The organism is Allobaileyella intestinalis, from assembly GCF_009695865.1.
Lineage (GTDB): Bacteria > Bacillota > Clostridia > Peptostreptococcales > Anaerovoracaceae > Allobaileyella > Allobaileyella intestinalis.
The window spans coordinates 309178-332836 of record NZ_VUNB01000001.1 but is presented as its reverse complement, the minus strand read 5'-3'; the positions used below and the strand labels follow the sequence as shown (position 1 = coordinate 332836).

At 46.4% G+C, this 23659-nt stretch carries 18 protein-coding genes; 1 reads left to right on the top strand and 17 read right to left on the bottom strand.

Annotated elements, in window-relative coordinates:
* Positions 1-42: 42 nt before the first annotated feature.
* The 3 genes from FYJ66_RS01535 to rpsO all read right to left on the bottom strand — a co-directional run bounded on the left by FYJ66_RS01535 (position 43) and on the right by rpsO (position 4073).
* Positions 43-1377, bottom strand: coding sequence for a DUF2207 family protein (locus FYJ66_RS01535; protein WP_154571759.1), 1335 nt, complete (start codon positions 1375-1377; stop codon positions 43-45).
* Between the two features lie 147 nt (positions 1378-1524).
* Positions 1525-3648, bottom strand: coding sequence for a polyribonucleotide nucleotidyltransferase (locus tag FYJ66_RS01530; RefSeq protein WP_154571758.1), 2124 nt, complete (start codon positions 3646-3648; stop codon positions 1525-1527).
* Positions 3649-3806: 158 nt separating this feature from the next.
* Positions 3807-4073 carry a 30S ribosomal protein S15 gene (rpsO, locus tag FYJ66_RS01525; protein WP_154571757.1) on the bottom strand — a complete coding sequence of 89 codons (267 nt, stop codon included), beginning with the start codon at positions 4071-4073 and terminating at the stop codon, positions 3807-3809.
* A gap of 201 nt (positions 4074-4274) precedes the next feature.
* On the opposite strand from rpsO, the gene FYJ66_RS01520 reads away from it, so the two are divergent.
* Complete coding sequence (locus FYJ66_RS01520; protein ID WP_154571756.1) at positions 4275-6608, top strand: cation:proton antiporter domain-containing protein; 2334 nt, start codon at positions 4275-4277, stop codon at positions 6606-6608.
* On the opposite strand, the gene FYJ66_RS01515 is transcribed toward FYJ66_RS01520, so the two are convergent.
* The 14 genes from FYJ66_RS01515 to FYJ66_RS01450 form a co-directional block, all read right to left on the bottom strand.
* Positions 6603-7571, bottom strand: a complete 969-nt coding sequence (locus FYJ66_RS01515) for a bifunctional riboflavin kinase/FAD synthetase (RefSeq protein WP_154571755.1) — start codon at positions 7569-7571, stop codon at positions 6603-6605. The genes FYJ66_RS01520 and FYJ66_RS01515 overlap by 6 nt on opposite strands.
* A gap of 15 nt (positions 7572-7586) precedes the next feature.
* The gene (gene truB / locus FYJ66_RS01510; protein WP_154571754.1) at positions 7587-8555 is read right to left on the bottom strand and encodes a tRNA pseudouridine(55) synthase TruB; all 969 of its coding nucleotides are present in this window, start codon (positions 8553-8555) and stop codon (positions 7587-7589) included.
* A 3-nt stretch (positions 8556-8558) separates the two neighbouring features.
* Positions 8559-9557, bottom strand: a complete 999-nt coding sequence (locus FYJ66_RS01505) for a DHH family phosphoesterase (RefSeq protein WP_206156948.1) — start codon at positions 9555-9557, stop codon at positions 8559-8561.
* A gap of 1 nt (position 9558) precedes the next feature.
* A complete protein-coding gene (rbfA, locus tag FYJ66_RS01500; protein WP_206156947.1) occupies positions 9559-9984 on the bottom strand; it encodes a 30S ribosome-binding factor RbfA in 426 nt (141 codons plus the stop codon).
* Positions 9985-10054: 70 nt separating this feature from the next.
* Positions 10055-12964 carry a translation initiation factor IF-2 gene (gene infB / locus FYJ66_RS01495; protein WP_154571751.1) on the bottom strand — a complete coding sequence of 970 codons (2910 nt, stop codon included), beginning with the start codon at positions 12962-12964 and terminating at the stop codon, positions 10055-10057.
* Positions 12965-12967: 3 nt separating this feature from the next.
* The gene (gene rnpM, locus FYJ66_RS01490) at positions 12968-13243 is read right to left on the bottom strand and encodes an RNase P modulator RnpM (protein WP_154571750.1); all 276 of its coding nucleotides are present in this window, start codon (positions 13241-13243) and stop codon (positions 12968-12970) included.
* Between the two features lie 68 nt (positions 13244-13311).
* On the bottom strand, positions 13312-14502 hold the full coding sequence (gene nusA, locus FYJ66_RS01485) for a transcription termination factor NusA (RefSeq protein ID WP_154571749.1): 1191 nt from the start codon (positions 14500-14502) through the stop codon (positions 13312-13314).
* 9 nt (positions 14503-14511) lie between these two features.
* Positions 14512-14991 (bottom strand): ribosome maturation factor RimP, encoded by a 480-nt coding sequence (locus tag FYJ66_RS01480; protein WP_154571748.1) that lies wholly within the window; start codon positions 14989-14991, stop codon positions 14512-14514.
* Positions 14992-15145: 154 nt separating this feature from the next.
* Positions 15146-18613 carry a PolC-type DNA polymerase III gene (locus tag FYJ66_RS01475; protein ID WP_154571747.1) on the bottom strand — a complete coding sequence of 1156 codons (3468 nt, stop codon included), beginning with the start codon at positions 18611-18613 and terminating at the stop codon, positions 15146-15148.
* A 28-nt stretch (positions 18614-18641) separates the two neighbouring features.
* On the bottom strand, positions 18642-19727 hold the full coding sequence (ispG, locus tag FYJ66_RS01470; protein WP_154571746.1) for a flavodoxin-dependent (E)-4-hydroxy-3-methylbut-2-enyl-diphosphate synthase: 1086 nt from the start codon (positions 19725-19727) through the stop codon (positions 18642-18644).
* Between the two features lie 73 nt (positions 19728-19800).
* The gene (rseP, locus tag FYJ66_RS01465) at positions 19801-20832 is read right to left on the bottom strand and encodes an RIP metalloprotease RseP (protein WP_154571745.1); all 1032 of its coding nucleotides are present in this window, start codon (positions 20830-20832) and stop codon (positions 19801-19803) included.
* Between the two features lie 21 nt (positions 20833-20853).
* Positions 20854-22002 (bottom strand): 1-deoxy-D-xylulose-5-phosphate reductoisomerase, encoded by a 1149-nt coding sequence (gene dxr / locus FYJ66_RS01460; protein ID WP_154571744.1) that lies wholly within the window; start codon positions 22000-22002, stop codon positions 20854-20856.
* Between the two features lie 67 nt (positions 22003-22069).
* Positions 22070-22852, bottom strand: a complete 783-nt coding sequence (locus tag FYJ66_RS01455; protein ID WP_154571743.1) for a phosphatidate cytidylyltransferase — start codon at positions 22850-22852, stop codon at positions 22070-22072.
* Positions 22852-23598, bottom strand: coding sequence for an isoprenyl transferase (locus FYJ66_RS01450; protein WP_154571742.1), 747 nt, complete (start codon positions 23596-23598; stop codon positions 22852-22854). The genes FYJ66_RS01455 and FYJ66_RS01450 overlap by 1 nt, the downstream gene beginning before the upstream one ends.
* Between the last annotated feature and the right edge of the window lie 61 nt (positions 23599-23659).

The following is a 23659-nucleotide window of genomic DNA, read 5'->3' as shown; positions in this document are numbered from 1 at the left end:
TTCTGTCTGTTTTATTAAGTTCTATTAAGCTTCGTTCTGTTTCTATTTCGCCTGTTTTGTCCGGTCTGATTCCATGGTTTTTCTGAATCCGGCCTCAAGATTATTCAGCATTGAACTCATGGTCACAACATCAAACTGATTTCCGCTGCTGTAATTCATATCTGAAATAAACCATTCCGGCGGGTCAATATCGATGTCCTGAAAATTCCGGGCCCATTTTTTAGTGATACCGAACTGATATGCATAGGGAAGAACCAGGAAGAAGTACGAAGAATCTTCATCCATAATCTCCTTCAGCTTCCCGGTGTCTGCATTTTCCGCAAACTCCCTGAACTGGCTGAACCTGTAGTTTACGCTGCTGTTCCACCTGGTCCTTGATCTCATGCTTCCGATCACAAAAGGCGCAAGTATGATAAGAGCAATGAGAAGGGTTGTTACTCCGCCGTTTCCGAATCCGTTGGGACCGTAACACATAATGTAAATCAGCCAGATAGATACAGCTATGTATATCAATGCAATAAATACTGATCCCAGAATCTTTCCTCCGCTGTTTTTATACCTGATTCTTCTTATCAGAGCCGCCAGGGAAGGAATGCACGTAACCATCATGCAAGGGAGCATAAACTCCAAAAACCATGCAACTACTACCTGAAGCTGGGAAGCGTAGCCACTTCCAAATATAGAGAGGGTGTCCGTGTTGCTGCGGCCCCATTCTTTAAGAAGAGCTATTGCAAGAAGTGCTGCCAGGAAAATCATGGTTCCTGCAAAGGTGGCGCCGCGGCTGCTTATGGAGAAAAAAGATTTTTTCCCTCGGAAGCTTCTTTTTACGATTTTCCGCAACTTCCGCTTTCCCGCTTCAACTCTTTTTCCGCCTTCCTCTAAAGTTGCAGAGATATTCTGGCCTTCATCGTCCTTTATCTCTGTCATCCCTTCTGGAATATCAAAGAATAAACGATAAAATGTCTTCATCCCTTCGCTTTCGTTTTCAGGAAATTCAAGGGCGCGGAAACTGTATTCCCGCTGGCCTTCACTTCCCGGAAACTCGCGGATATCCAGGTAGCCCTTGGCTGCCATATGAAAAATCAGGGCGATCATGTCGTCTTCATCTATGAATCCGTCTATTATATATCCCGCATCCAGCGGATCGATGCCTTCTGGAGGATAGAATTCCACCTTGAACTGGTTCTCAGGATCTCTGCCCCATCTGATTTTCAGAATAAGGAGCAGAACGATGGCTACGGTCAGAATCACTGCAGCTGCATCTCCATAACCTGCAACATCACTGAGAAGCCGCACTGCATCTCTGCCCTTTTCAGCATAATCACTGCCGGTTCCACTTGCCAGATTAAAAGCCATGCTGACAATATTACCGCTCATATAAACACATCCTGTTCTATATAGATATTAGTACGAAGGCAGGTTCATGAAATATAAGGTTTCAACCTGTTTCCTTCTGCATGATATTTAAAAAGCGGACAGCACATGCCGTCCGCCGCATTAAGACCTGCTCTCGTGCCTCAAATACTATTCCTGAATGTCCTCAGCTCTTCCTCTTACCAGGTTGATTCTGTTCTGATTGTCGATTTCGGCAACCTTTACAACCACCTTATCACCGATGTTCATCACATCTTCAACCTTGTCGATTCTGTGGTTGGACATCTTGGATATGTGGAGAAGACCTTCTTTTCCAGGGAGAACTTCGATAAATGCGCCGAAGTTCATAATTCTCTTAACCTCTCCCAGATATGTCTCGCCTACCTCAACTTCTTTTACGATGAGATCAATTCTCTTCTTTGCTTCCTTAGCGCTTTCCATATCTGAGCTGTAGATGGTGATCTGACCTACGTTGTCATCAGAAATATCGATCTTTACACCAGTCTCCTCAACGATCTTGTTGACAGTCTTTCCGCCAGGTCCGATAACCAGTCTTACCTTGTCCGGATCAATCATCATCATGATCACACGAGGTGCATAAGGTGAAAGTTCCTTTCTAGGTGCAGGAATCTCTTCCAGCATGCTCTCAAGGATGTGAGCTCTTCCTTCCTTAGCCTGGCTCAGGGCCTCTTCCAGAATTTCTCTGGACAGGCCGTGTACCTTAATGTCCATCTGGAGTGCAGTGATTCCGTCTGGAGTTCCTGTTACCTTGAAGTCCATGTCTCCCAGGAAATCCTCCATTCCCTGAATGTCGCTGAGAATGGCGTGACGGAAGCTTCCGTCAGGATTTGTACCTTCAATAAGTCCCATAGCAATTCCTGAAACAGGCTTTTTAATAGGAACACCTGCATCCATAAGTGCCAGGCATGAACCGCATGTGGAAGCCATTGATGACGAACCGTTAGAAGAAAGAACCTCAGATACTACTCTGATAGCATATGGGAACTCTTCCTCTGAAGGGATTACTGGAAGCAGAGCTCTTTCTGCAAGAGCGCCGTGACCGATCTCTCTTCTTCCCGGAGATCTGCTCATTCTTGCTTCACCAGTACAATATCCCGGGAAGTTATATTGATGCATGTATCTCTTTCTGGTTACGTCAATATCAATGCTGTCCAGGTACTGGGCCTCGCTGAGTGGTGCCAGGGTAGCAACTGAAAGGACCTGAGTCTGTCCTCTCTTAAAGAGACCTGTACCGTGTGCTCTTGGCAGGAATCCAGTCTCGGACCAGAGTGGTCTGATCTCAGTGAGCTTTCTGTTATCAGGACGGACGCCTTCGTCCAGAATCATTCTGCGGACTTCTTCTTTTCTGATATTGTAAAGTACGTCAGCAACTTCCTTTGCTCCCTCAGGGAAAATTTCTGCAAAATGCTCCTGTGTCTCCTGGTCCACAGCATCCATGTTTGCCAGTCTTTCCTGCTTGTCGAAAGTCTTGATAGCATCAACCATCTTGTCAGTTGCATATTCTCTGACAGCCTGGTCAACCTCTTCAGAAGCCTTGAACACCTTGTATTCCATCTTCTCCTTGCCTACCTCGGCAACGATCTCCTCGATGAAAACACAGAGCTTCTTGATCTCTTCATGGCCGAACATAATGGCATCGAGCATCTCGTTCTCAGGAACTTCCTTTGCACCTGCTTCTACCATCATGATAGCATCCTTCGTTCCTGAAACTGTCAGGTTAATGTCGGAAGCCATTCTCTGCTCATAAGTAGGGTTGATGATAAACTCTCCGTCAACTCTTCCCACAACTACAGCAGCTGTAGGTCCGTCCCACGGAATATCTGAAATAGCCAGAGCAACTGAAGAACCCAGCATTGCAGCAATTTCCGGTGAGCAATCGTGATCTACGCTCATGGCAGTTGCAACAACAACTACATCATTTCTGAACCCCTTTGGGAACAATGGTCTCAGAGGTCTGTCCATCAGTCTGGAAGTGAGAGTAGCCTTCTCTCCCGGTCTTCCTTCTCTCTTTATGTATCCGCCAGGAATCTTTCCTACGGCGTACATCTTCTCCTCGTAGCTGCAGCTAAGAGGGAAAAAATCTACATCTTCCTTTGGTTCTTTTGCGGCTGTAGCAGTACAGTTAACAACTGTATCACCGTATCTCACCGTCGTTGCGCCATTGGCCTGCTCGCAGACTTTGCCTATCTCGAACTGCAGGAGTCTTCCTCCCAAAGCAGTTCTGAATGTCTTGTAATCCGTGAATCTTGCCATTCTTAATTAACAACTCCTTCCTGTTAATTCCTCTTCTCCTCCACAGATGTCACGGCAAGCTGTCCGCAGCACCGTAAGATCCATCGAATTTGAATTTCATTTTGTTGATATATACAAATAAAGCGGGATATACATCCCGCTCCACATGTCAGAAATTATTACTTTCTCAGTCCAAGACGAGCGATCAGGCTTCTGTATCTCTCAATGTCAACACCCTTGAGGTATGCCAGAAGGTTTCTTCTCTGTCCAACCATCTTCAGAAGACCTCTTCTTGAATGGAAGTCCTTTGGATGATCCTTGAAGTGCTCGTTCAGGTCATTGATTCTGTATGTCAGAATAGCAACCTGTACCTCAGGAGAACCTGTATCTCCTTCCTTTGTCTGATACTCTTTGATTATTTCCTGTTTCTTTTCTTTAGTCAGCATAATTAAACTCCTTTATTCTACATTCACCTGTGCAGCGCAGACGTCGGAGTGTCGAACTGCCGCAGCGCAGGTACAAACGTGCTTAGTGAATATATCATATTCATTACATAAAGTCCAGAATACGCTATAATATATTTAAAAAAAGAAAACAAATTACCAATAAAACTACTTATCTGAGCAATCATATTCTTTTTTAATATTATGGAAGTACCTTCATTAATTACAGACCTGGCCGTCATGCTCATGACAGCCGCCGTCGTTACCATCATTTTCAAGAAGATTAAACAGCCCCTGATCTTGGGGTATATTGTTGCGGGTTTTCTGATAAGCCCGTATTTTCCTCTGTTCTTCGATGTGGAGAACATGGATTCCATCCATACATGGAGCGAAATTGGAGTAGTCTTCCTGCTTTTTCACATCGGACTCCACTTTGACATTAAGAAACTGGCCGAACTGGGGAGCACTGCCATCGTCTCTGCTTCCGTCAAGATGGCCGGAGTCCTTGTAATGGGATGGCTAATGGGCAGGCTTTACGGGCTGAACACAATAAACAGTCTTTTCCTTGGAGCCATGCTTTCCATAAGCTCCACCGTCGTAATACAGAAGAGCTTCGAAGAGCTCCACGTACAAGACCAGCCTTATACAGGTCTGGTCATGGGTTCCCTGGTAGTCGAAGACATCCTGGGCATTTTTCTCATGGTGGTTCTGTCCACACTTTCGGCAAGCCAGACCGTAAACGGGCCGGAGCTCCTGAAGGAACTGGCAATGATGCTGATTTACCTGGTGGCATGGCTGCTTCTCGGAATATACATTCTTCCAACTGTCCTTAACAGAATCATGGATCTCATGAGTGACGAGATGCTGGCTGTCCTGTCCATAGGACTTTGCTTCTCAATGGCTCTGCTGGCCAGCAGGCTGGGTTTCTCCATGGAGCTGGGTGCATTTATTGCCGGGTCTCTGATGGCCGGCACAGTCCACGCTGAGGACGTGAGCCGTGTGACCTCTGGAATAAAAGACCTTTTCGGAGCCATTTTCTTTCTATCTGTAGGAATGATGGTGGACCCTTCCGTGATTGCATCAAACTGGAAATCTATTGTTCCTATTGCACTGCTGGCAATCGTCTTCAAGCTCATATTCGCCACTGCAGGTATGGTCATGTCAGGTCAGGAGCTTTCTACTGCCGTAAAAGGCGGCACCAGCCTTGCACCTATAGGTGAGTTTTCCTTTATAATCGCATCTCTTGGAATCTCTCTGGGCGTCATGGAGAAGGCCCTCTATCCCACAATCGTGGCGGCATCCATTCTCACAATGATACTGACGCCTTCTCTCATTCGAAACTCAGACAGAGAGGTGGACCTTCTGATGAAGATCATCCCGGACAGTCTTCTGGCTCTTATCCAGGAGTACACCTCCGGGAACCAGGCCAGCGACGACAGAGACCCTGACTGGACCACGGTTTTGAAGTCCTTTTTCTCCAAGGTTCTCATATACGGAACGCTGCTTCTTGTAATAGCCATGGCGGGAACACAGTTTCTTTATCCAGCTGCTGACCGCATACTGCCGGACCTTCCGGCAGCCATCATTTCTTTCGTGGTCATCTACGGAGTTATGATCATCTTCATCAGACCGTTGCTGGATTTTCACAGTCCATCTTTTACAAACCTTTGGTTTTCCCGAATGGCAAACCGCCCTCCCCTGGTCACTATGATAGTCATCAAGTTCGCATTCATAGCTGCCATTGCGTACATCCCTGTCCGGGGCATATTCGGTTCCCATCAGTGGGTATTCCTGGCCACGGTTATACTGGCAATCGTGGTAGTAGGGCGTTCTGATTTCGTATCCACCTTCTACCTGCAGCTTGAAACCCGGTTCCTGCGGAACCTGAACGAGCGCACCATAGAACAGGAAGAGAAACTGGCAGGTCCCGGTCACTGGCTGGACGAGGACTACAGCATCGTCTCCTTCATTGTACCGGCAGATGCGCCATATGTAGGACGAAACCTGGAAGATCTTTCCTGGGGACGGAACCTGAACATTTATGTTGTAAAGATTGAACGGAAAAAAGAAGTTGAACGGGACCGCGGAAGAGATTCGGGTGCTCTGGGAGGTCTGGGACGGAGAGCAATATTGATGCCTTCCGGATCTACCCATCTCTACGCTGGCGACAAGGTCTACATAGTTGGTGACTACCAGTCTATTGACACCTTCTACAGCGCCCTCGGTTTCCAGCGCACCAAGCCGATCCGGACCCTCAAGACCTTTATGGAATCAGACTACCCGGACACTGCCAGCGCCCTGGCCTGCATAGCAGTGAAAGTAAACGGCAATGCGCCTTTCTGCGGCAAAACCATAAGAAAGAGCGGTATACAACAAAAGCGCCACTGCATGATACTCGGCATCCGCAAAAACGGATACACAGTGACCATGCCTGACGCTAACATGCTGATAGAAGAAGATGACATAATGTGGCTCATAGGTTCAAACAATAATGTTGGAATAATGGCCGCAGCAGCCATGAAAAGCAGAAAATCATAATCCGTGGAATACACGGCCGTCTCTGCAGTTTTTCTGAATCATCGCCTTCAGTTCATCCAGACTGGCGAAATTTTTTTCCGGTCTCTCCCATTTAAGGAAGTACACCCGAATCTCTTTTCCGTAGATATCCTGGTTGAAATCGTAAATATACGTCTCAACGGACATTTCTTTCCCTCCTACTGTCGGCTTAGTGCCCAGGTTGGTGATGCCCGGAAGGATTACTTCGCTGCCTTCCTCATCCAGCTCCGGACGACCCTCCTGGTCGAAGATCTTTACGTTGGTGAAATACACCCCATTAGGCGGAAGAACCATATGTGGATCCGGCGAAAAATTGGCTGTAGGAAATCCGATGGTTCTGCCAATGTGCCGGCCCTGAGAGACCTGTCCGTTCAGCGCAAAAGGTCTGCCAAGAAACTGACTGGCCTTTTCCATATCTCCCTTTTCCACAATTTCTCTTATTGCTGTTGAACTTACAGTTTCTCCGTCAATAGTTACAGGGTCCTGTACATGAACCTCAAATCCCAGCTCACTGCCTAGTTTTTTCAGCAGTTCAGGATTTCCGGATGCTTTGTCACCGAAACTGTAGTTGAAGCCGCAGTGAACAGAACCCATGTTAAGCTTTTTTACCAGAATATCTTTCACGAAAGCCTCAGGATCCATGGTCATTATTTCTCTTGTAAAAGGAATGGCCACAACTCCGTCAATTCCCAAGTCTGACATAAGCTCCAGCTTGTCGGAAGGTTCTGACAGAAATTTCATGGTTTTTCCACCGGACAGTTCCCTGAATTCCCGGGGATGGACGGAAAATGTAAAACAGATGGACATCATGTCTTTCTCTCTTGCAACTTCCCCAGCCTCTGTCAGAATCTTTCTGTGTCCTATGTGGACTCCGTCAAAATTTCCAAGAGCCACAGCCGTTTTTCTATCTATCTCTACACTGTCAATATTTGTATATACTTTCATATCTTTGATTTCAGCTTACTCATATCTGAAGACCTTAACGGCTTTCAGACTTCCCTTCTGGTAACCCTCAGTATCGCCGGACTCTATTCTTCCCGTTCCTGCGAAACAGCCTTTTTCATCATAAACCCTGACTATGTTTCTCAGAGTCTCTGCTCTGTAAAGTCCTGCTTTCTGAAAATCCACAATTCCTGCGACTTCCATGTCTTCTGAGTTCACCGGTCTCCCGTTCTGGAAATTGTCCATTGCCCTGTCATTAAGGCGGACCTGACCCAGATTGAGAAGAGTCTGATCTACAGGAATGACAATTTTCTCTATATCTTCCTCGCTCATTTCCATGAACGCATCTAAATCCACAGAATTATCCAAGTTGAAGAATCCGCTTTCCGTCCTTTCAAGAGCTGTCATATAAGCTCCGCAGCCCAGCATTTCTCCTATATCTCCGCAAATTGTCCGGATATATGTGCCCTTGCTGCAAGTCACATTGAATACAACCTTTCCTCTGGTCATATCAACAGAATCAATGGAAATGGACTTGATGAAAACGTTCCTTGCCTTTTTTTCCACATCCACGTCCAGGCCCTTCCTGGCGTATTCATACAGAGGTTTTCCATTAACTTTCAGGGCCGAATACTTTGGAGGAACCTGGCGGATCTCCCCTTCAAAACTTAGAACTGCATCTCTCAGCCCCGCCTCTGTGACCTGAGAAAAATCTCTTTTTTCCAGAAAACTTCCTGTGGAATCCAAGGTATCGGTAATACCTCCAAGCTGCAGCTCTGCCTTGTAAGTCTTAAAATCACCGTCATAATACTCTATCATTCTGGTGGCTCTTCCGAAGCAGACAGGCAGTACACCTGTGGCCATTGGATCCAGTGTTCCTGTATGGCCGGTTCTTCTTATTCCCAGCCTTCTTCTGACCCTGGCAACCACATCGTGGGATGTAAGGCCTTCCGGCTTGTAGATATTAATTACTCCCTCAGCTATCAAATCTTACCTCTGACTCTCTTCCATATCTGTCTTCATCTGCTCTTTCATGGCTGATGTTACTGCCTGAACAGCTTTTTCCAAACCGTCCTTTATAGAGCATCCCGCTGCACGGATGTGACCGCCGCCGCCCATTTTTTTTGCAACCTCGGCTACATTTACACAGGATTTTGCCCTCATGCTGACTTTAACAAAGTTCTCCGAATGCTCTTTGAATATGATGGCTGTCTCCACGCCCTTAATGCTCATTAATCTCTGAACGATTCCATCAGTTTCGTTCATCAGCGCGCCTGTTTCTTCCAGCATCTTCATGGTCACACAGCTGTATACCATCTTTCCATCACATTCAAATCTGGCGTTTTCAACTACCATAGCGCTCAGCTTCATTGCCGGGAAGGAGTTTCTCTCATAAAGAAGCGAGCTGATTTTCTTCGAATCGAAACCAGGTACCTGGTGGATTTCTGCCGCAATTCTGTGGGATCTGGCAGTAGTGTTGCTGTACTGGAAGTTACCGGTGTCTGTGGTAAGACCGGCGAAAATTCTTTCGGCAATCTGCTGGTTCAAGGTAATTCCCATGGCTTTTAGTAAAAGAAATGCCAGTTCTGCGCAGGCTGCCGAATTGGCCTCAACGTGCAGAAAATCGAATTCTGTATCGTGCTCCCTTGTACCGTGATGATCTATGCACAGCTTAGTACCTGCTCTAAGGAAGGCAGCTTTTCTGTTTCCAATACGGGAAACGCTGCTGCAATCTACCATCAGAGCAGTTGTATGGCTGTCCACCACTTCCTGGTCACTGGTGCAGCAGCCTGATTCCAGAAAGTCCAGGTTAGCTGGTATGGCTTCATCTATACAGATGAAGCTTTCAATTCCCTGCTGGCGAAATCCCAGGCAGAGAGCCGATGCTGTTCCCATAGCATCGCCGTCTACATTTTCATGGGGAAAAATCACTACCCTTTTTGATTCATTGAGGATCTTTCCCAGTATTTCAAATGGTTCCATGTTCATCCTACTCTCCGGTTTCAGTTCTTTCCTGACCGTCCTCTTCTGCCTTTTCTCCTGAAGATGCCTGAGTCTGATGGATTTTTTCAATAACCTCATCAATATGACGGCCGTAATCCATTGAATTGTCAATTCTGAAAATAAGCTCAGGAGTATGTCTGAGTTTAATGTCTTTTCCTACTCTTGTTCTGAACGTACCCTTTGCTCTCTCGAAAGCCTCCAGCACATCGGAATCAACTTTTTCCTTATCCTCACCGGAAAGGACCAGAGGCGTAAGGTATATATAGGCAAAACTGCCATCTCTAGTAACCCTTACCTCGGAAATCGTAATGATTCTGGAGGTAAGTCCCGGATCTTTAATTCCATTCAGAAGAAGAGAGCTGATGCTCTTGCGGATCTCTTCTTCCAACCGGCCCTGTCTGACCTGTTTCATTGTGCACCTCTCTCTGCAAATAATGCAGCTGCACCTCCGGCACAGCTGCATATGAATAATAATCTTTATATTAGTCTCTGGCAACTTCAACCATTGTGAAGCACTCAATAACATCACCAGGCTTGATGTCGTTGTAATTTTCAATGCCGATACCACATTCATATCCCTGGTTAACTTCTTTGACGTCATCCTTGAATCTTCTCAGGGATGAAATCATGCCTTCGTGGATTACTATACCATCTCTTACCAGACGAATCTGCATGTTTCTCTGCATCTTTCCTTCTGTTACGTAAGCACCACCTACGATGCCCAGATTAGGAACCTTGAAGGTCTCTCTGATCTCAGCCTTTCCAAGTACCTTCTCCTGGAATTCCGGAGCCAGCATACCCTTCATGGCCTTCTCAACATCGTCGATAATATCGTAGATGACTCTGTAGAGTCTGATCTCAACATCAGAATCTGAAGCCTGGTTCATTACTGCTGTTGTAGGTCTTACGTTAAATCCGATGATAACAGCTCCTGATGTTTCAGCAAGCATTACATCTGACTCTGTAACTGTACCAACGCCGGAATGGATGATATTAACCTTTACTTCTTCGTTATTCAGCTTCTCCAGAGATGTGATGATAGCTCCAACTGAACCCTGTACATCGGCCTTGACAATAAGGTTGAGGTTCTGGACCTCTCCCTCTTTGATCTGGGAGAACAGTTTCTCCAGAGTTGTGCTGGAGTTCCTTGCCAGAACTTCTTCTCTCATCTTCTCTGCTCTGTTCTCAGCGATCTCTCTGGCAACCTTGTCATCCTTTACAGCATTGAAAGCATCACCTGCCATAGGAACATCGTTCAGTCCAAGGATCTCAACTGGCGTTGCAGGAAGAGCCTTTCTTATGGTCTCACCCTTGGAGTTAACCATTCTTCTGATCTTTCCTGAGCATGTACCTGCTACAACGCTCTGTCCGGTCTTCAGTGTACCGTTCATAACAAGGAGTGTAGCAACAGGTCCTCTTGCCTTATCCAGTCTGGCCTCGATTACGGTACCGAGAGCAAGTCTGTCCGGATTTGCCCTGAGTTCCAGCATCTCTGCCTGAAGAAGAATCATCTCAAGCAGCTCCTTGATGCCTTCGCCCTTCTTTGCAGATACAGGAACACAGATAGTATCTCCGCCCCAGTCCTCTACAAGGACGCCGTGCTCAGACAGGTCCTTCTTGACCTTGTCAGGATTTGCACCTGGCTTATCCATCTTGTTAATAGCAACGATGATAGGAACGTTTGCGGCCTTGGCATGGCTGATGGACTCAACTGTCTGAGGTTTTACTGAGTCATCTGCAGCTACAACCAGTACTGCAATATCTGTGATCTGAGCTCCTCTGGCACGCATTGTAGTAAAGGCCTCGTGTCCCGGAGTATCCAGGAAAACGATTTTCTTTCCGTCAATCATTACCTCTGAGGCACCGATGTGCTGTGTAATTCCGCCGGACTCCCCCTGTGTTACATTTGTATTTCTGATAGCGTCCAGAAGGGATGTTTTACCGTGGTCAACGTGACCCATTACGGTGATGATTGGTGCCCTAGGCTTCAGTTCAGATTCTGCATCCTCATGAAGATCCAGACCTGGTTCATCCTCTTCTTCCTGTTCTTCTGTGACAACGATGCTCATTCCCAGATCCTCTGCAAGCATCTCAACAGTATCCTTGTCCAGTGTCTGGTTAATAGTTGCCATTATTCCAAGCTTCATGAGGGACATGATCAGCATGGAAGCAGAGACTTCAGCCTGCTCGGCCAGTCCTGCCACTGTAATAGGAACTGTTATTGCCACAGTTCCTTCAGGCAGAAGATCCTCAATGCTTTCCTCTGGCTCCTGCTGCTTCTGCTTGTTCTTGTACTTATGACGCTGCTGCTTCTCAAGGCTTCGCTCATCATAGTATCTGGAATTCTTTCCGCCGCCGTTGCCCTGCTTCTCGAAGCGATTATGTCTCTCGTGGCTTCCTTCTGCTCTGTCCTTCTTGTCGAAGACCTTCTTTGTCTTGCCCTTGCCGGCATGCTTTCCTGAAGGTGCCTGAACAGCTGCATCGTTTCTTCTGTCCTCTGCCCTGTTTTCAGAACCTCTCTCACGTCTTCCGGAACGGTCATTCTTCTCGTTTCTTCCAGTTCTGGAATCTTTCTGCTTCTTAGCCGGCTTCTTTTTCTCTTCAGGCTTCTTGTCTTTTTTTACATCGAAGATCTTCTTGAAGCGCATTGGCTTGTTAGGAGCATTGACATACTCCTCTTTAGCAGGCTTCTTTTCCTTTTCCTCAGATTTACTGCTGCCTGCTTCTGAAGACTCTTTGTCCTTCTTCTTATCTGCCTTGTGCTCTTCAGCCTTGTTTTCCTTATCAGCCTTCTTGCTTGAAGATGCAGCCTTTTTCTGCTCAGGTTTTACCTCTTCTGAAGAAGTTTCCTTCTTCTCTGCAGCCTTCGGTTCAGGTTTCTTTTCCTCTTCTGTCTTCTCGGACTTATTTACATCCTTAACCGGTTCTTCTGCAGGCTCAGCCTTCTTGATTATCTTCAGTCCCCTAGGCTTTGGAACCTCCATAGACTCTGGGGACTTCTCAGCCTCTTCAGAAGGAGAATCTTCTTTTTCCTTCTGATCTGTAACTGGCTGCTCATCCTTTATTTCAGCAGCTGCAGATTCCTGTGGAGCTGCTGACTCATCCTGGATGTTCTCCTTATCTTCAGCTTCAATTTCAGCTTTCTTCTTTCTTCTGGGCATGGCTTTTCCGATAATCGGAACAGCCTTGATCTTGTGCTTGCCTGAACTGCCTGAAGCTGAATGGGAACCGTTCAGTCTTGACACAGTATCTGCAATTCTGTCAGCGTCAGCCTGATCGATACTGCTTGACTGGGTCTTGATCTCAATACCCATGGACTGGGTCATTTTCTTCAGTTCTTCATACTGGATTCCCAGTTCCTTGATGAGATCACTTACCTTTTTTTTCGCCATTCGCTATACCTCCTTAATCAGCATAAGCAGCTCACGGAAGACGTTCTCCAGCTCCTCTTCCTGGAAGTTTCTCTTGAAACTTCTGTTAAGCCCTCTGCTTTTTCTTCCTTTTTCGATGCACTCTGCATTTCTGCAGAAATAAACGCCTCTCCCTCTGGCTCTTCCTGTCTGATCTACTTTCAGACTCTCTCCGTCCCAGGCAATCCTGATCATATCTTTCTGAGGGTGAGACTCCATGCAGCCAGCGCAGCGGCGCATCGGAATTTTTTTCTGCACCATTTACTCTCCTGTTATGATAACCGGCTTCCTCTGTTCTCCGGTCCGGTCATTTTCTTATATTAATGATCTTACTCAGCCACAGTCTCCCCTTCTTCTGAATCAGAAGGAACCTGTACCTCCTCTGTTTCCTGTGTTTCCTGGATGTCATCTGCTGCTGTGGTCTCAGACTGATCAATATCTTCGTATTCGTCAAACTTAAATCCGGATTCCTCAAGCTGTTGTCTGCTCTTGATATCAATCTTCCATCCGCTGACTCTTGCGGCCAGCCTTACGTTCTGACCTTCTCTTCCGATTGCCAGAGAAAGCTGCTGATCAGGTACAACGGCGATTGCCATCTTCTCCTGCTCATCTTCCTCAACGTAAACACTTTCCACAACTGCCGGTCTCAGAACGTTGCTGATGAGCACTGCAGGCTCTTCATCCCACACGATGATGTCTATCTTCTCTCCGTTCAGCTCATCAACAATGGCCTGAACTCTTGCGCCTCTGTTTCCAACGCAGGCACCTACTGGATCCACATCAGGATCGTGGGAATAAACTGCAATCTTTGTTCTTGAACCTGCTTCTCTTGCAATTCCCTTAATCTCTACAGTTCCATCTGCAATTTCAGGAATCTCAAGCTTGAACAGTTCCCTTACCAGTCCCGGATGGCTCCTTGAGAAAAATACCTGAGGGCCGTTTCTTGATGCCTTAGGTCTGTTAGGGTCCTTAACGTCCATTACGAACACTTTGATTCTGTCTCCAACCTTGAAGTGCTCTGAATGAACCTGCTCTGAAACAGGAAGAATTCCCTCGGTATTATCGATAGCAAGGAAAATCGTTCCGTTATTGATTCTCTCAATTCTTCCTGATACCAGGGTTCCCTGTTTGTCCTTCAGTCTGGAATACGTGCTCTGTCTCTCTGCCTCTCTCACCTTCTGGACAACAATCTGCTTTGCAGTCTGGGCAGCAATTCTTCCGAAGTCCTTAGGGTCGATGGCAAAATACATCTCATCTCCCTCTTCGTAATCCGGATCATACTGACGAGCTTCCTCCAGTGAAACCTGGTTCTCATCATCCTCTACCTCTGCAACAACATCCTTGATGAGGAAGACCTGAACCTCTCCAGTCTCTCTGTCTACCTCAACCATGGTATTTCCCCCGAAGTTTTTCTCATAAGCAGTCTTTACAGCTGTCTCAATGGCAGAGATAATCTCTTCCTTCGGAATGTTCTTTTCTCTCTCAAGCTCATCCAGTGCTTCAAGAAATTCCTTGTTCATCTCATCCTCCTAAAAAACGACTGCCAGATTAATCTTCGATACTTCCTGCCTCGAGAAAGCCTTCTGGCCGTCATCTGTCTCTATTATTATCTTTCCATCTTCCAGACCCTTAAGAATGCCGTCAAACTGTTTTATACCGTCAAGGGCCTTGTAAAGCTTGACTTCCACTTCTCTGCCGGCGAATCTGGTAAAATCCTCATCCTTAAGCAATTCTCTGTCCATTCCAGGTGACTCAACTTCCAGCATGTATTTGTTATCAATAATATCAAGCTGGTCCAGAGAGTCTCCCAGAAACCTTGCCACATCCTCGCATTCCGTAATATTCACGTACTCATCAGGACTGTCTGCTGGTTTGTCCAGAATGACTTTCAGCTTCCAGTCCGGGCCGGTCTTCCTGTAATCCACCATGTAAACTTCAAGATCCCTGCCCTTAATGTAATCTTCTACTAATTCTGTAATCTTCCCGATTATTTCTTCTTTCCTAGGCATGTGACTCCCGTAAAATCCGTAACATAATTGAAAGAGTGGGTTGCCCCACTCTTCCTGAATCAAACGTACACCAGAACTATATCATTAAAACCCTTTATTTGCAATGGTTTTTTCTACACAATTTGCAATACAGTCCATCAGATACCTGCTTTCTCTAACCAAAGAGATCGAAGATAGACACCTGAGCAGATTCCGGCAGATCTGCAAACATTCCCAGTTCCTTCAGGTCGTCAATATTGGTCTGTGAGAGGCTGGTACGGCTTCGCACATCGTCCATTGTGGAAAAAGGATTTTCATTATATGCGTCATATAACGACTGAGCCGCAGCCTGTCCAACCCCGCTTACTGCGCCGAAAGGAACATTCACTTTTCCATCTTCCACATAAAATCTTGATGGTCTCGATACGCCCAGCTGTGGCATGGAAAATTGCACATCTCTTGAAAGCATCTCATACATGACTTCATAAACCGTAAGGTCTGCCTTCTGTTTTGCGGTAGCCTTCGGGCCTACGGAATACAGAGAATTCATCTCCCTCTCTACAGCTTCTATTCCTTCTCTTGCAGCCTTTACATCAAAGTGGTCTGTCTTAGTGGAAAAATAAGCACAGTAGAAGGCCGCCGGATAGTGTACCTTGAACCAGGCCATTCTGATGGCCATCATTACGTAGGCGGCCGCGTGGGCTCTCGGGAACAGATACTTCAGGGTTCTGCAGGATTCCACATACCATTCTGGAACGCCGTGACTGTACATAAGCTCCAGTTCATCTTCTTTCAGCACCCTGTTCTTACGCACATCCTCCATGATCCTGAATGCATCACTGTTGTCCAGGCCCTTATTTATCAGGTAATTCATGATGTCGTCACGACAGGATATTACCTCGTCAATTCCTGCTATGTTCTTCCTGATGATGTCCTGGGCATTATTAGTCCATACATCTGTTCCGTGAGAAAATCCGGAAATCTTGATCAGAGCAGAGATGGTGGTCGGCTTTACGTCGTCCAGCATTGCTCTTGTAAAATTCGTTCCAAACTCTGGTATTGCAAAGGTTCCGTGTGTGAACCTGTAGTCCGGGTTCTTTATGTTAAGGGCATCCAGGGACGTGAAGATGCTGATGGTTGCCGGATCGTCCAGCTTGATTTTCAGAGGGTCCACTCCGGTCATGTCCTGAAGGTGTTTGATCATCTGAGGCACATCGTGTCCCAGGATATCCAGCTTCAGAAGGTTCTTATCTATCTTGTGGTAGTCGAAATGAGTGGTGATAATGTCTACATCCTTGTTGGCCGGCTTCTGGATGGGACAGAATTCATATATTTCATGATCGTCTGGAACTACAATAATTCCTCCAGGATGCTGTCCTGTAGTTCTTTTTACGCCACTGCATCCCTTTACCAGCCAGTCTGTATCGTACTTGCTGAGGTGAATGCCCTTATCCTCTGCGTAATGCATTACGTAACCATAAGCCGTTTTCTCTGCTACAGTCGCAACCGTTCCGGCCTTGTAAACGTTTTTTTCACCGAAAATTACTCCTACGTACTTGTGAGCCACAGGCTGGTATTCCCCTGCGAAATTCAGGTCGATATCAGGTTCTTTGTTTCCTTTGAATCCAAGGAAGGTGGCAAAAGGAATGTTAAGCCCGTTCTTGTCCAGCTGGTGGCCGCAGTGAGGGCACTTTTTGTCCGGCATGTCGAAGCCTACATCGTATTTCTCCAGATTGTCAGTAAATTCGAGATACTTGCACTCTGGACAGATGTAATGAGGCTTCAGGGGATTTACCTCGGTAATTCCAGCCATTGTAGCTGCAAAGGATGAGCCTACAGATCCCCGGCTTCCTACCAGATATCCGTCGGAATTAGATTTTTTTACCAGCATCTGGGCGGCAACGTACATCACCGCATATCCGTTTCCGATAATGGAAGAAAGCTCTGTTTCAAGCCTGTTTTTAATCTCATCAGGAAGAGGATCTCCATAGATTCTCGTGGCATTTTCGTAGCAGGTGTTTCTCAGGGTTTCCTCAGCTCCGTCAATGTGAGGAGGATATTTCTCTGCCGGCACGGGCTGAAATTCTTCGCACATATCGGCAATCTTGTTGGTGTTTTCTATTACAATCTCTTCTGCCCTGTCACCCAGATAGGAGAATTCATCCAGCATTTCCCCAGTTGTTCTGAGATAAAGGCTGTCTGAGTTTGTATCTTTAAAACCTATTCCTGCCATAATAATGTTTCTGTTTACGGCAGCTTCCTTAGTAGGATAATGGGAATCCGTGGTGGCTACTGTGAGCTTTCCCAGGCGATCGGCACATTCTACAATCTTAAGATTGTTGTTGATCAGATCGTCCCTGGAAGAGACCATTCCCTGGTCAATCATAAACTGGTTGTTGCCCAGAGGCTGGATTTCAAGATAATCGTAAAAAGATGCCAGTTCATCCAGTTCCTGATCAGTCACTCCATTTTCCACGGCCTTGTAGATTTCTCCCGCCTCACAGGCGCTCCCGATAATCAGCCCTTCTCTGTACTTAGACAGAATGGATCTTGGAAGTCTTGGTTTCTTGTAGAAGTAATCTATATGAGAATAGGAAACCAGCTTGTAAAGATTCTTCAGCCCTGTCTTGTTTCTGGCCAGAAGAATAATGTGATAGGTTCTGTGTTTCTTTATATCGATGTTGCCGTCCTCATCCCAGGCATCTTCATCAGGATAGAGGTATCCCTCCATTCCGTATATGACTTTAATATGTTTTCCCTTGCCATCCAGCTTCTTTGCTGTATTTGCAGCATCAGGAAAAGCCTGCACCACACCGTGATCTGTTATGGCAACAGCTGGCTGTCCCCAGGCTGCAGCCTGTTCAACAAGCTTATCCACCTCGTTAAATCCGTCGTTGTCGCTCATTCTTGTATGAACGTGGAGCTCTACCCTTTTCTTTTCCCCTGTGTAAGACTCCTTCTTCGAAATGTTTGGAATGATATTTATGTTTCTTGCGTCAATAAGGGCCTCATGTTCAAAACGGTCGCTGTTGATCTTACCGGAAACCCGGATTCTGTTGCCCACAGACAGGTTCTCTGTCAGCTCTTCATATTTCTCCGGGTCCATGAAGCTTTTCACGCCCATTGCCCGATTATGATCAGATATTTCCATCATCAGAATGACGGCATTCTTTTTTTCCCCTTTTCTGTCCTTATAGCAAATCTCCTTGCCTTCCATAGAAAAAAGGTCTCCGTCGACGATTACTTCTTCATCGGTATCTGTAAGCACAAGAGCATCAGCAAAGGACATGGGAGTTCCCTTTATAGCTCTGCCCTTAACTATTGGTGACTTCTCCGACGGACCTGAAGATTCCGTGTTTTTATTTGAAGAAGATCCCTCTGGTTTAGCCAGTGGTTTTCCATGTTCAAGAACCCATTCAAAATCCAGATTATCCACTCCTTCAATCTTGTCCAGAAGCACCTGTTTCATCTGCATCTGAAGGTATTTAGGCACAGTAAAATTAAGCCTGACGCTTACGGTCAGGCTACCGGTATGCCGGTTCAGCTTAGCTTCAAGTATGTCATAATTAAGTTCCTCTGGTCTTTTGCCCTCAGTTTTTCCAATAACTTCGGGATCAAGTATTCCAGTTGGGTCATTTATCATTTATCGTGCTCCTACTCCTGTACTCTTTTTATCTGTCTTTGATTTCTTTCTCAGTGTCTTCCGTAATCAGTTCCACAAGACGGTCAATAAGCCTGTCTTCAGGAAGGGTTTCAATAACCTGTCCTCCTGCAAAGACCAGCCCCTGTCCTTTGCCTCCTGCAATTCCATAGTCAGCGTCCCTTGACTCTCCTGGTCCGTTTACCACACAGCCCATAATAGCCACCTTCAGCGGTCTCAGTCCCAGGCTCTGTCTTCTTGCAGTTATTGGAGCCAGAGCCGTCTCTGCCCTGTTTGCCATTCCGATCAGGTCTACCTGGGTTCTTCCGCATGTAGGACAGGAAACAATATCTATTATCTTCTTTCTCAGTCCTGCAGCCTCCAGAATCTTCCTGGCTACCCGCACCTCTTCTACGGGATCAGTAGTAAGCGAAACCCTTACTGTATCTCCGATACCGGCCATAAGGAGGGCGCCAATGCCAACTGCAGATTTGATTATTCCGTTCTCAGGGGTTCCTGACTCGGTTATGCCAATATGGAGAGGATAATCTGTCATATCTCTCAGGAGCATGTGGCAGTCATATGTCATTCTCACATCTGTTGATTTTACTGAAAGGACCAGCTGATCGTAATCCATGTCCTCAATGAGCTTTAGTGTACGAACTGCACTTTCTGCCAGTCCCTTTGCAGTCACCTTTCCGTATTTTGCCACCAGGTCCTTCTCCAGCGAACCGGAATTAACTCCGACCCTGATAGGGATGTTTCTCTTTCTTGCAGCATCTACTACCAGTTTCAGCTTATCCGGACCGCCGATGTTTCCAGGATTGATTCTGATTTTATCAGCTCCGGCCTCTATTGCCCGCAGCGCCATTCTGTAGTCGAAGTGAATGTCTGCAACAAGAGGCATATCAGTCTTCTTTCTTACACGGGAAAAAGAATCTGCTGCCTGGTCGTCAGGAACCGTCACTCTGACAATCTGACATCCTGCCTGCTCCAGTTCATTTATCTGCCTGAGAAGGGCTTTTTCATCTCTGGTATCCACGTTGGTCATAGACTGAATTGAAACTGGTGCCCCTCCTCCTATAAGAACACCACCGCAATTGACCTGTTTTGTCATTTCTCCCTCCTCCGTTTTCTTCCCGGGTTTTAAAATCCGGGCCATTTGTCGTCAATAACTGTTTACTTTATTCCTATTTAATCAGCCCGGTAATATCGTGCCATGTTATAAAGACGAAAAGTATCAGCAGAAGCATCATTCCTGCCAGATGGACATAAGATTCCATCTTATCCGTTATCCTGTCTCCGGAAATCTTCCTGATAATCACAAAAAGGATCCTTCCTCCGTCAAGGGCAGGAATGGGCAGCAGGTTAATGATAGCCAGATTCAGGCTGATAATTGAAACAAGATACAGAAGGTTTATCAGACCAGCAGCCCTGGTTTTATCAACGATTGATACAAGACCTACTGGGCCTGCCACGTCTCCCGCTGAAACTCCTCTGCTGAACAACTGTCCAAGGGCCTGATACATGGCGGCATTCACCTTCCAGGTGGTAACTGTTCCGTAATAGATTCCCCTGAAAATGTTGTGGGAAACTGCAGCTTCTATTCCTATCACATATCTTCCTGGTTCTTTTTCCGATGCCACGGGAGTAACAGAATATTCGCGGGTCTTCCCTGAGCGGAGGACTTCCACCTTAACAGGTCTTTTCCCGTCTTCACGGTTCAGAACACTCATGGTATCAGACCAGCTGTGAACATCTTCACCTTGCACTGATACGATCTTGTCACCCTGCCGCAGGCCAGCCTGAGCTGCTGGCCCATCCGGACTTACTTTTGATAGAGTATTTACAGGCATTCCGATTATTGTAACCGTTATGATCATTGTCACTATGGCAACAAGGATATTTGTAAAGGCACCTGCAAAAAGTATCACCAGCTTCCGCCACCAGGCGGCATTATTAAAGGCTCTGGGATTGTCCGGCACATTTGCTTCATCATCTGTAGCGTCTTCCCCTTCCATGGCGCAGTAACCGCCCAGGGGAACAGCCCGCACAGAATACAAGGTCTCCCCCTTCTGCTTCTGCCACAGAGCAGGTCCCATTCCAGCCGAAAATTCATTTACCTTGACTCCCATTTTTTTTGCAGCCACAAGGTGGCCGAACTCGTGGGGAATCACAAGTATCATGAACAGAATAATTGTAAGAATTATATTTATTATCATTTTGTGACCATTATTGCAAAACTACTGCAATCCAAGGCTATTGTTAACATCTGACCTGGCTTTTCTGTCAAGGGCCAGAAGCTCATCTACTGTATGAAGATCTACGGGATTATAGGAATTCATGAGCCTTTCCAATGTGTTCTGGATATCCAGGAAACGTATCTTTCTGTTCAGGAAATGCTTCACCAGCTCCTCGTTTGCACCGTTAAGATAGCAGGTGGCTCCTTTTCCCATTTTCAAGGCATCATATGCCAGGTCAATACATCTGAACACATCTCTCCTTGGCTTCTGGAAATGAAGAGTGCTGGCCATGGTAAAAAAGTCCAGGCTGTCACCTCCGAATGGCATGCGTTCAGGGTAGCCAAAAGCGTAGCTTATTGGAAGCCTCATGTCCGGAAGTCCCATCTGTGCGATTATTGATGTATCCTGAAATTCTACCATTGAATGGACGATGCTTTCCGGATGAACGTGTATCTGAATCTGATCTGGAGCAACGTCAAAAAGCCATCTGGCTTCGATGACTTCCAGTCCCTTGTTCATCATTGTGGCAGAATCAACAGTTATCTTGCTGCCCATGGACCACTTAGGATGATTCAGAGCCTGCTCCAGAGTTACATTCTCCAGGTCTTCAATAGAATAATCTTTAAAAGGGCCCCCTGAAGCGGTCAGGAGGATCCTCTTTATTCCAGATCCGCCAGAAGCCTGGAGGCACTGGAATATTGCGCTGTGCTCGCTGTCTACAGGAATAATGGAAACATCTTTCTCCCTGGCAAGATCTGTAATCAGTTCACCTCCGGCAACAAGGGTCTCCTTATTGGCCAAGGCAATGGTGTGACCGTGGTTTATTGCCTCGTAGGTAGGCCTGAGACCGCTTATTCCCATAAGGGAATTAAGAACTATGTCACAGTCTGCCGCCGCAATGCGGGTCAGCCCCTGTTCTCCCCAGAAAACTTCCAGTTCAGGGTATTTTTTCCTGAGCCTGTTCCCGTCTTCTTCACTTCCCACAGATACAGCTGCAGGACTGAACTCTTCTATCTGCTTCTCCAGCACCTCAACTCTGGACCGGCAAGTAAGGCCGGCAACCTGAAGTTTGCTGCTGTTTTTCCTTATAACATCAAGGGCCTGTGTCCCTATGGATCCTGTACTTCCAAGGATCGTAACTTTCTTCATAATACTATCTCCGTTTACCACTTACTTACCGGCAGGCCGGTACTGTTCCTGGAATGATATCACTTTTTTATAAAAGAATAAAAGCGATACAGTAATAAATAAATGGAGCTACGAAGATGACACTGTCAAATCTGTCCATGATTCCACCGTGTCCCGGAATGAGATGACCGTAGTCCTTGATGCCCATTTTTCTCTTAAATGCGCTGGCTGTCAGGTCCCCGCACTGGGAAACGATGCCCCCTACCAGGCCCATGATAATGCACTGGTGGAAAAGGTCAGGCATTACGAAGTAACCGAAAAGTCCACAGAAAAATGTGGCTCCAAGAGCTCCGCCAACGGATCCTTCGATGGTTTTCTTAGGGCTCAGGTTAGGTGCCAGCTTGTGTTTTCCTATGGCATATCCGGTAAAATACGCCATGATGTCTGATCCGAAAGCTGCAATCAGCACCAGCCACACCAGCTTGGAGTAGCTGGTATGATCTATGAGGACTATGTGGTAAGTGAAAAAAACGATGTACACCAGACCTGTAAGTGTGGCCATGGCGTCCTCAGGCTTCCTGTTCGTTATGTCCCAGCCGTACAGAAGGCTTGCTGTAATGGAGAGGAGCATCCATCCCAAAAGGAAAACCGGGTCGTGTCCGTTTATCAGGAATCCGGCGTAAAGTATGGTTATCATACAAAATGCTATCTTCCTCGACGGTCTGATATCCATGTTGTTGAAGCCATTGAAGAACTCATTAACTCCAATGTAGGAAATAGCAGCTGCTGCAATAACCAGAGGTATTCCTCCGAAATATACGATTGCAAGAAGCGGCACCATGCAAATGCCGGAAATTATTCTGGTCTTCATTATTTGTCTTCTTTCTCTCTTCCGCCAAAACGTCTTTTTCTGTGAGTATATGCTTCCAGCATTTTCTCATACTCTTCCGGTGTGAAATCCGGCCACAGGGTGTCTGTAAACATAAGTTCACTATATGCCGACTGCCAGATCAGGAAGTTGGACAGCCTTTCCTCACCGGATGTTCTGATGATCAGATCCGGATCCGGAATGTCGTTGTGAAGGCTTCCAGTGTAAAGATGTGCACTTATTTCATCTTCTGTAACCGCCCTGCTTATTCCCGGTTCGTCGGTGAACTCACGGTCGGCAATTATCTCATTTACCGCTCTGACAATCTCATCCCTGCCTCCGTAGTTCAAGGCAATGTTGAAGTTCATTCCGCTGCAGTTTTCTGTTTCACTTACCAGCTTGTCTATACTCTTTACGGAAGCTTCCGGAAGCATTGAGTAATCTCCAAGTATGTTAATATGAACATTGTTCTCAATAAGCTCTGCCAGCTCAGACTTAACATATTTGACTATGAGATTGAAAATTCCAGACACTTCCTCTGTGCTTCTCTTCCAGTTCTCCGTGGAAAAAGCGTATACAGTCAGGTTCTTAACACCCAGGTTGGAAGATGCAATTACAATCTTCTTCATAGATGCCATTCCCGCATTATGACCTGCCAGCCGCGGAACGCCTTTTCCCTTGGCCCACCGTCCGTTTCCGTCCATTATTATGCCTACTGACTCAGGCATCTTGGCTTTTCCTTCAATCATTAATATTTCCTCCCGCAATACTAAAGCAAACGTGACCAAGGCCACGTTTGCTCTGAATCAC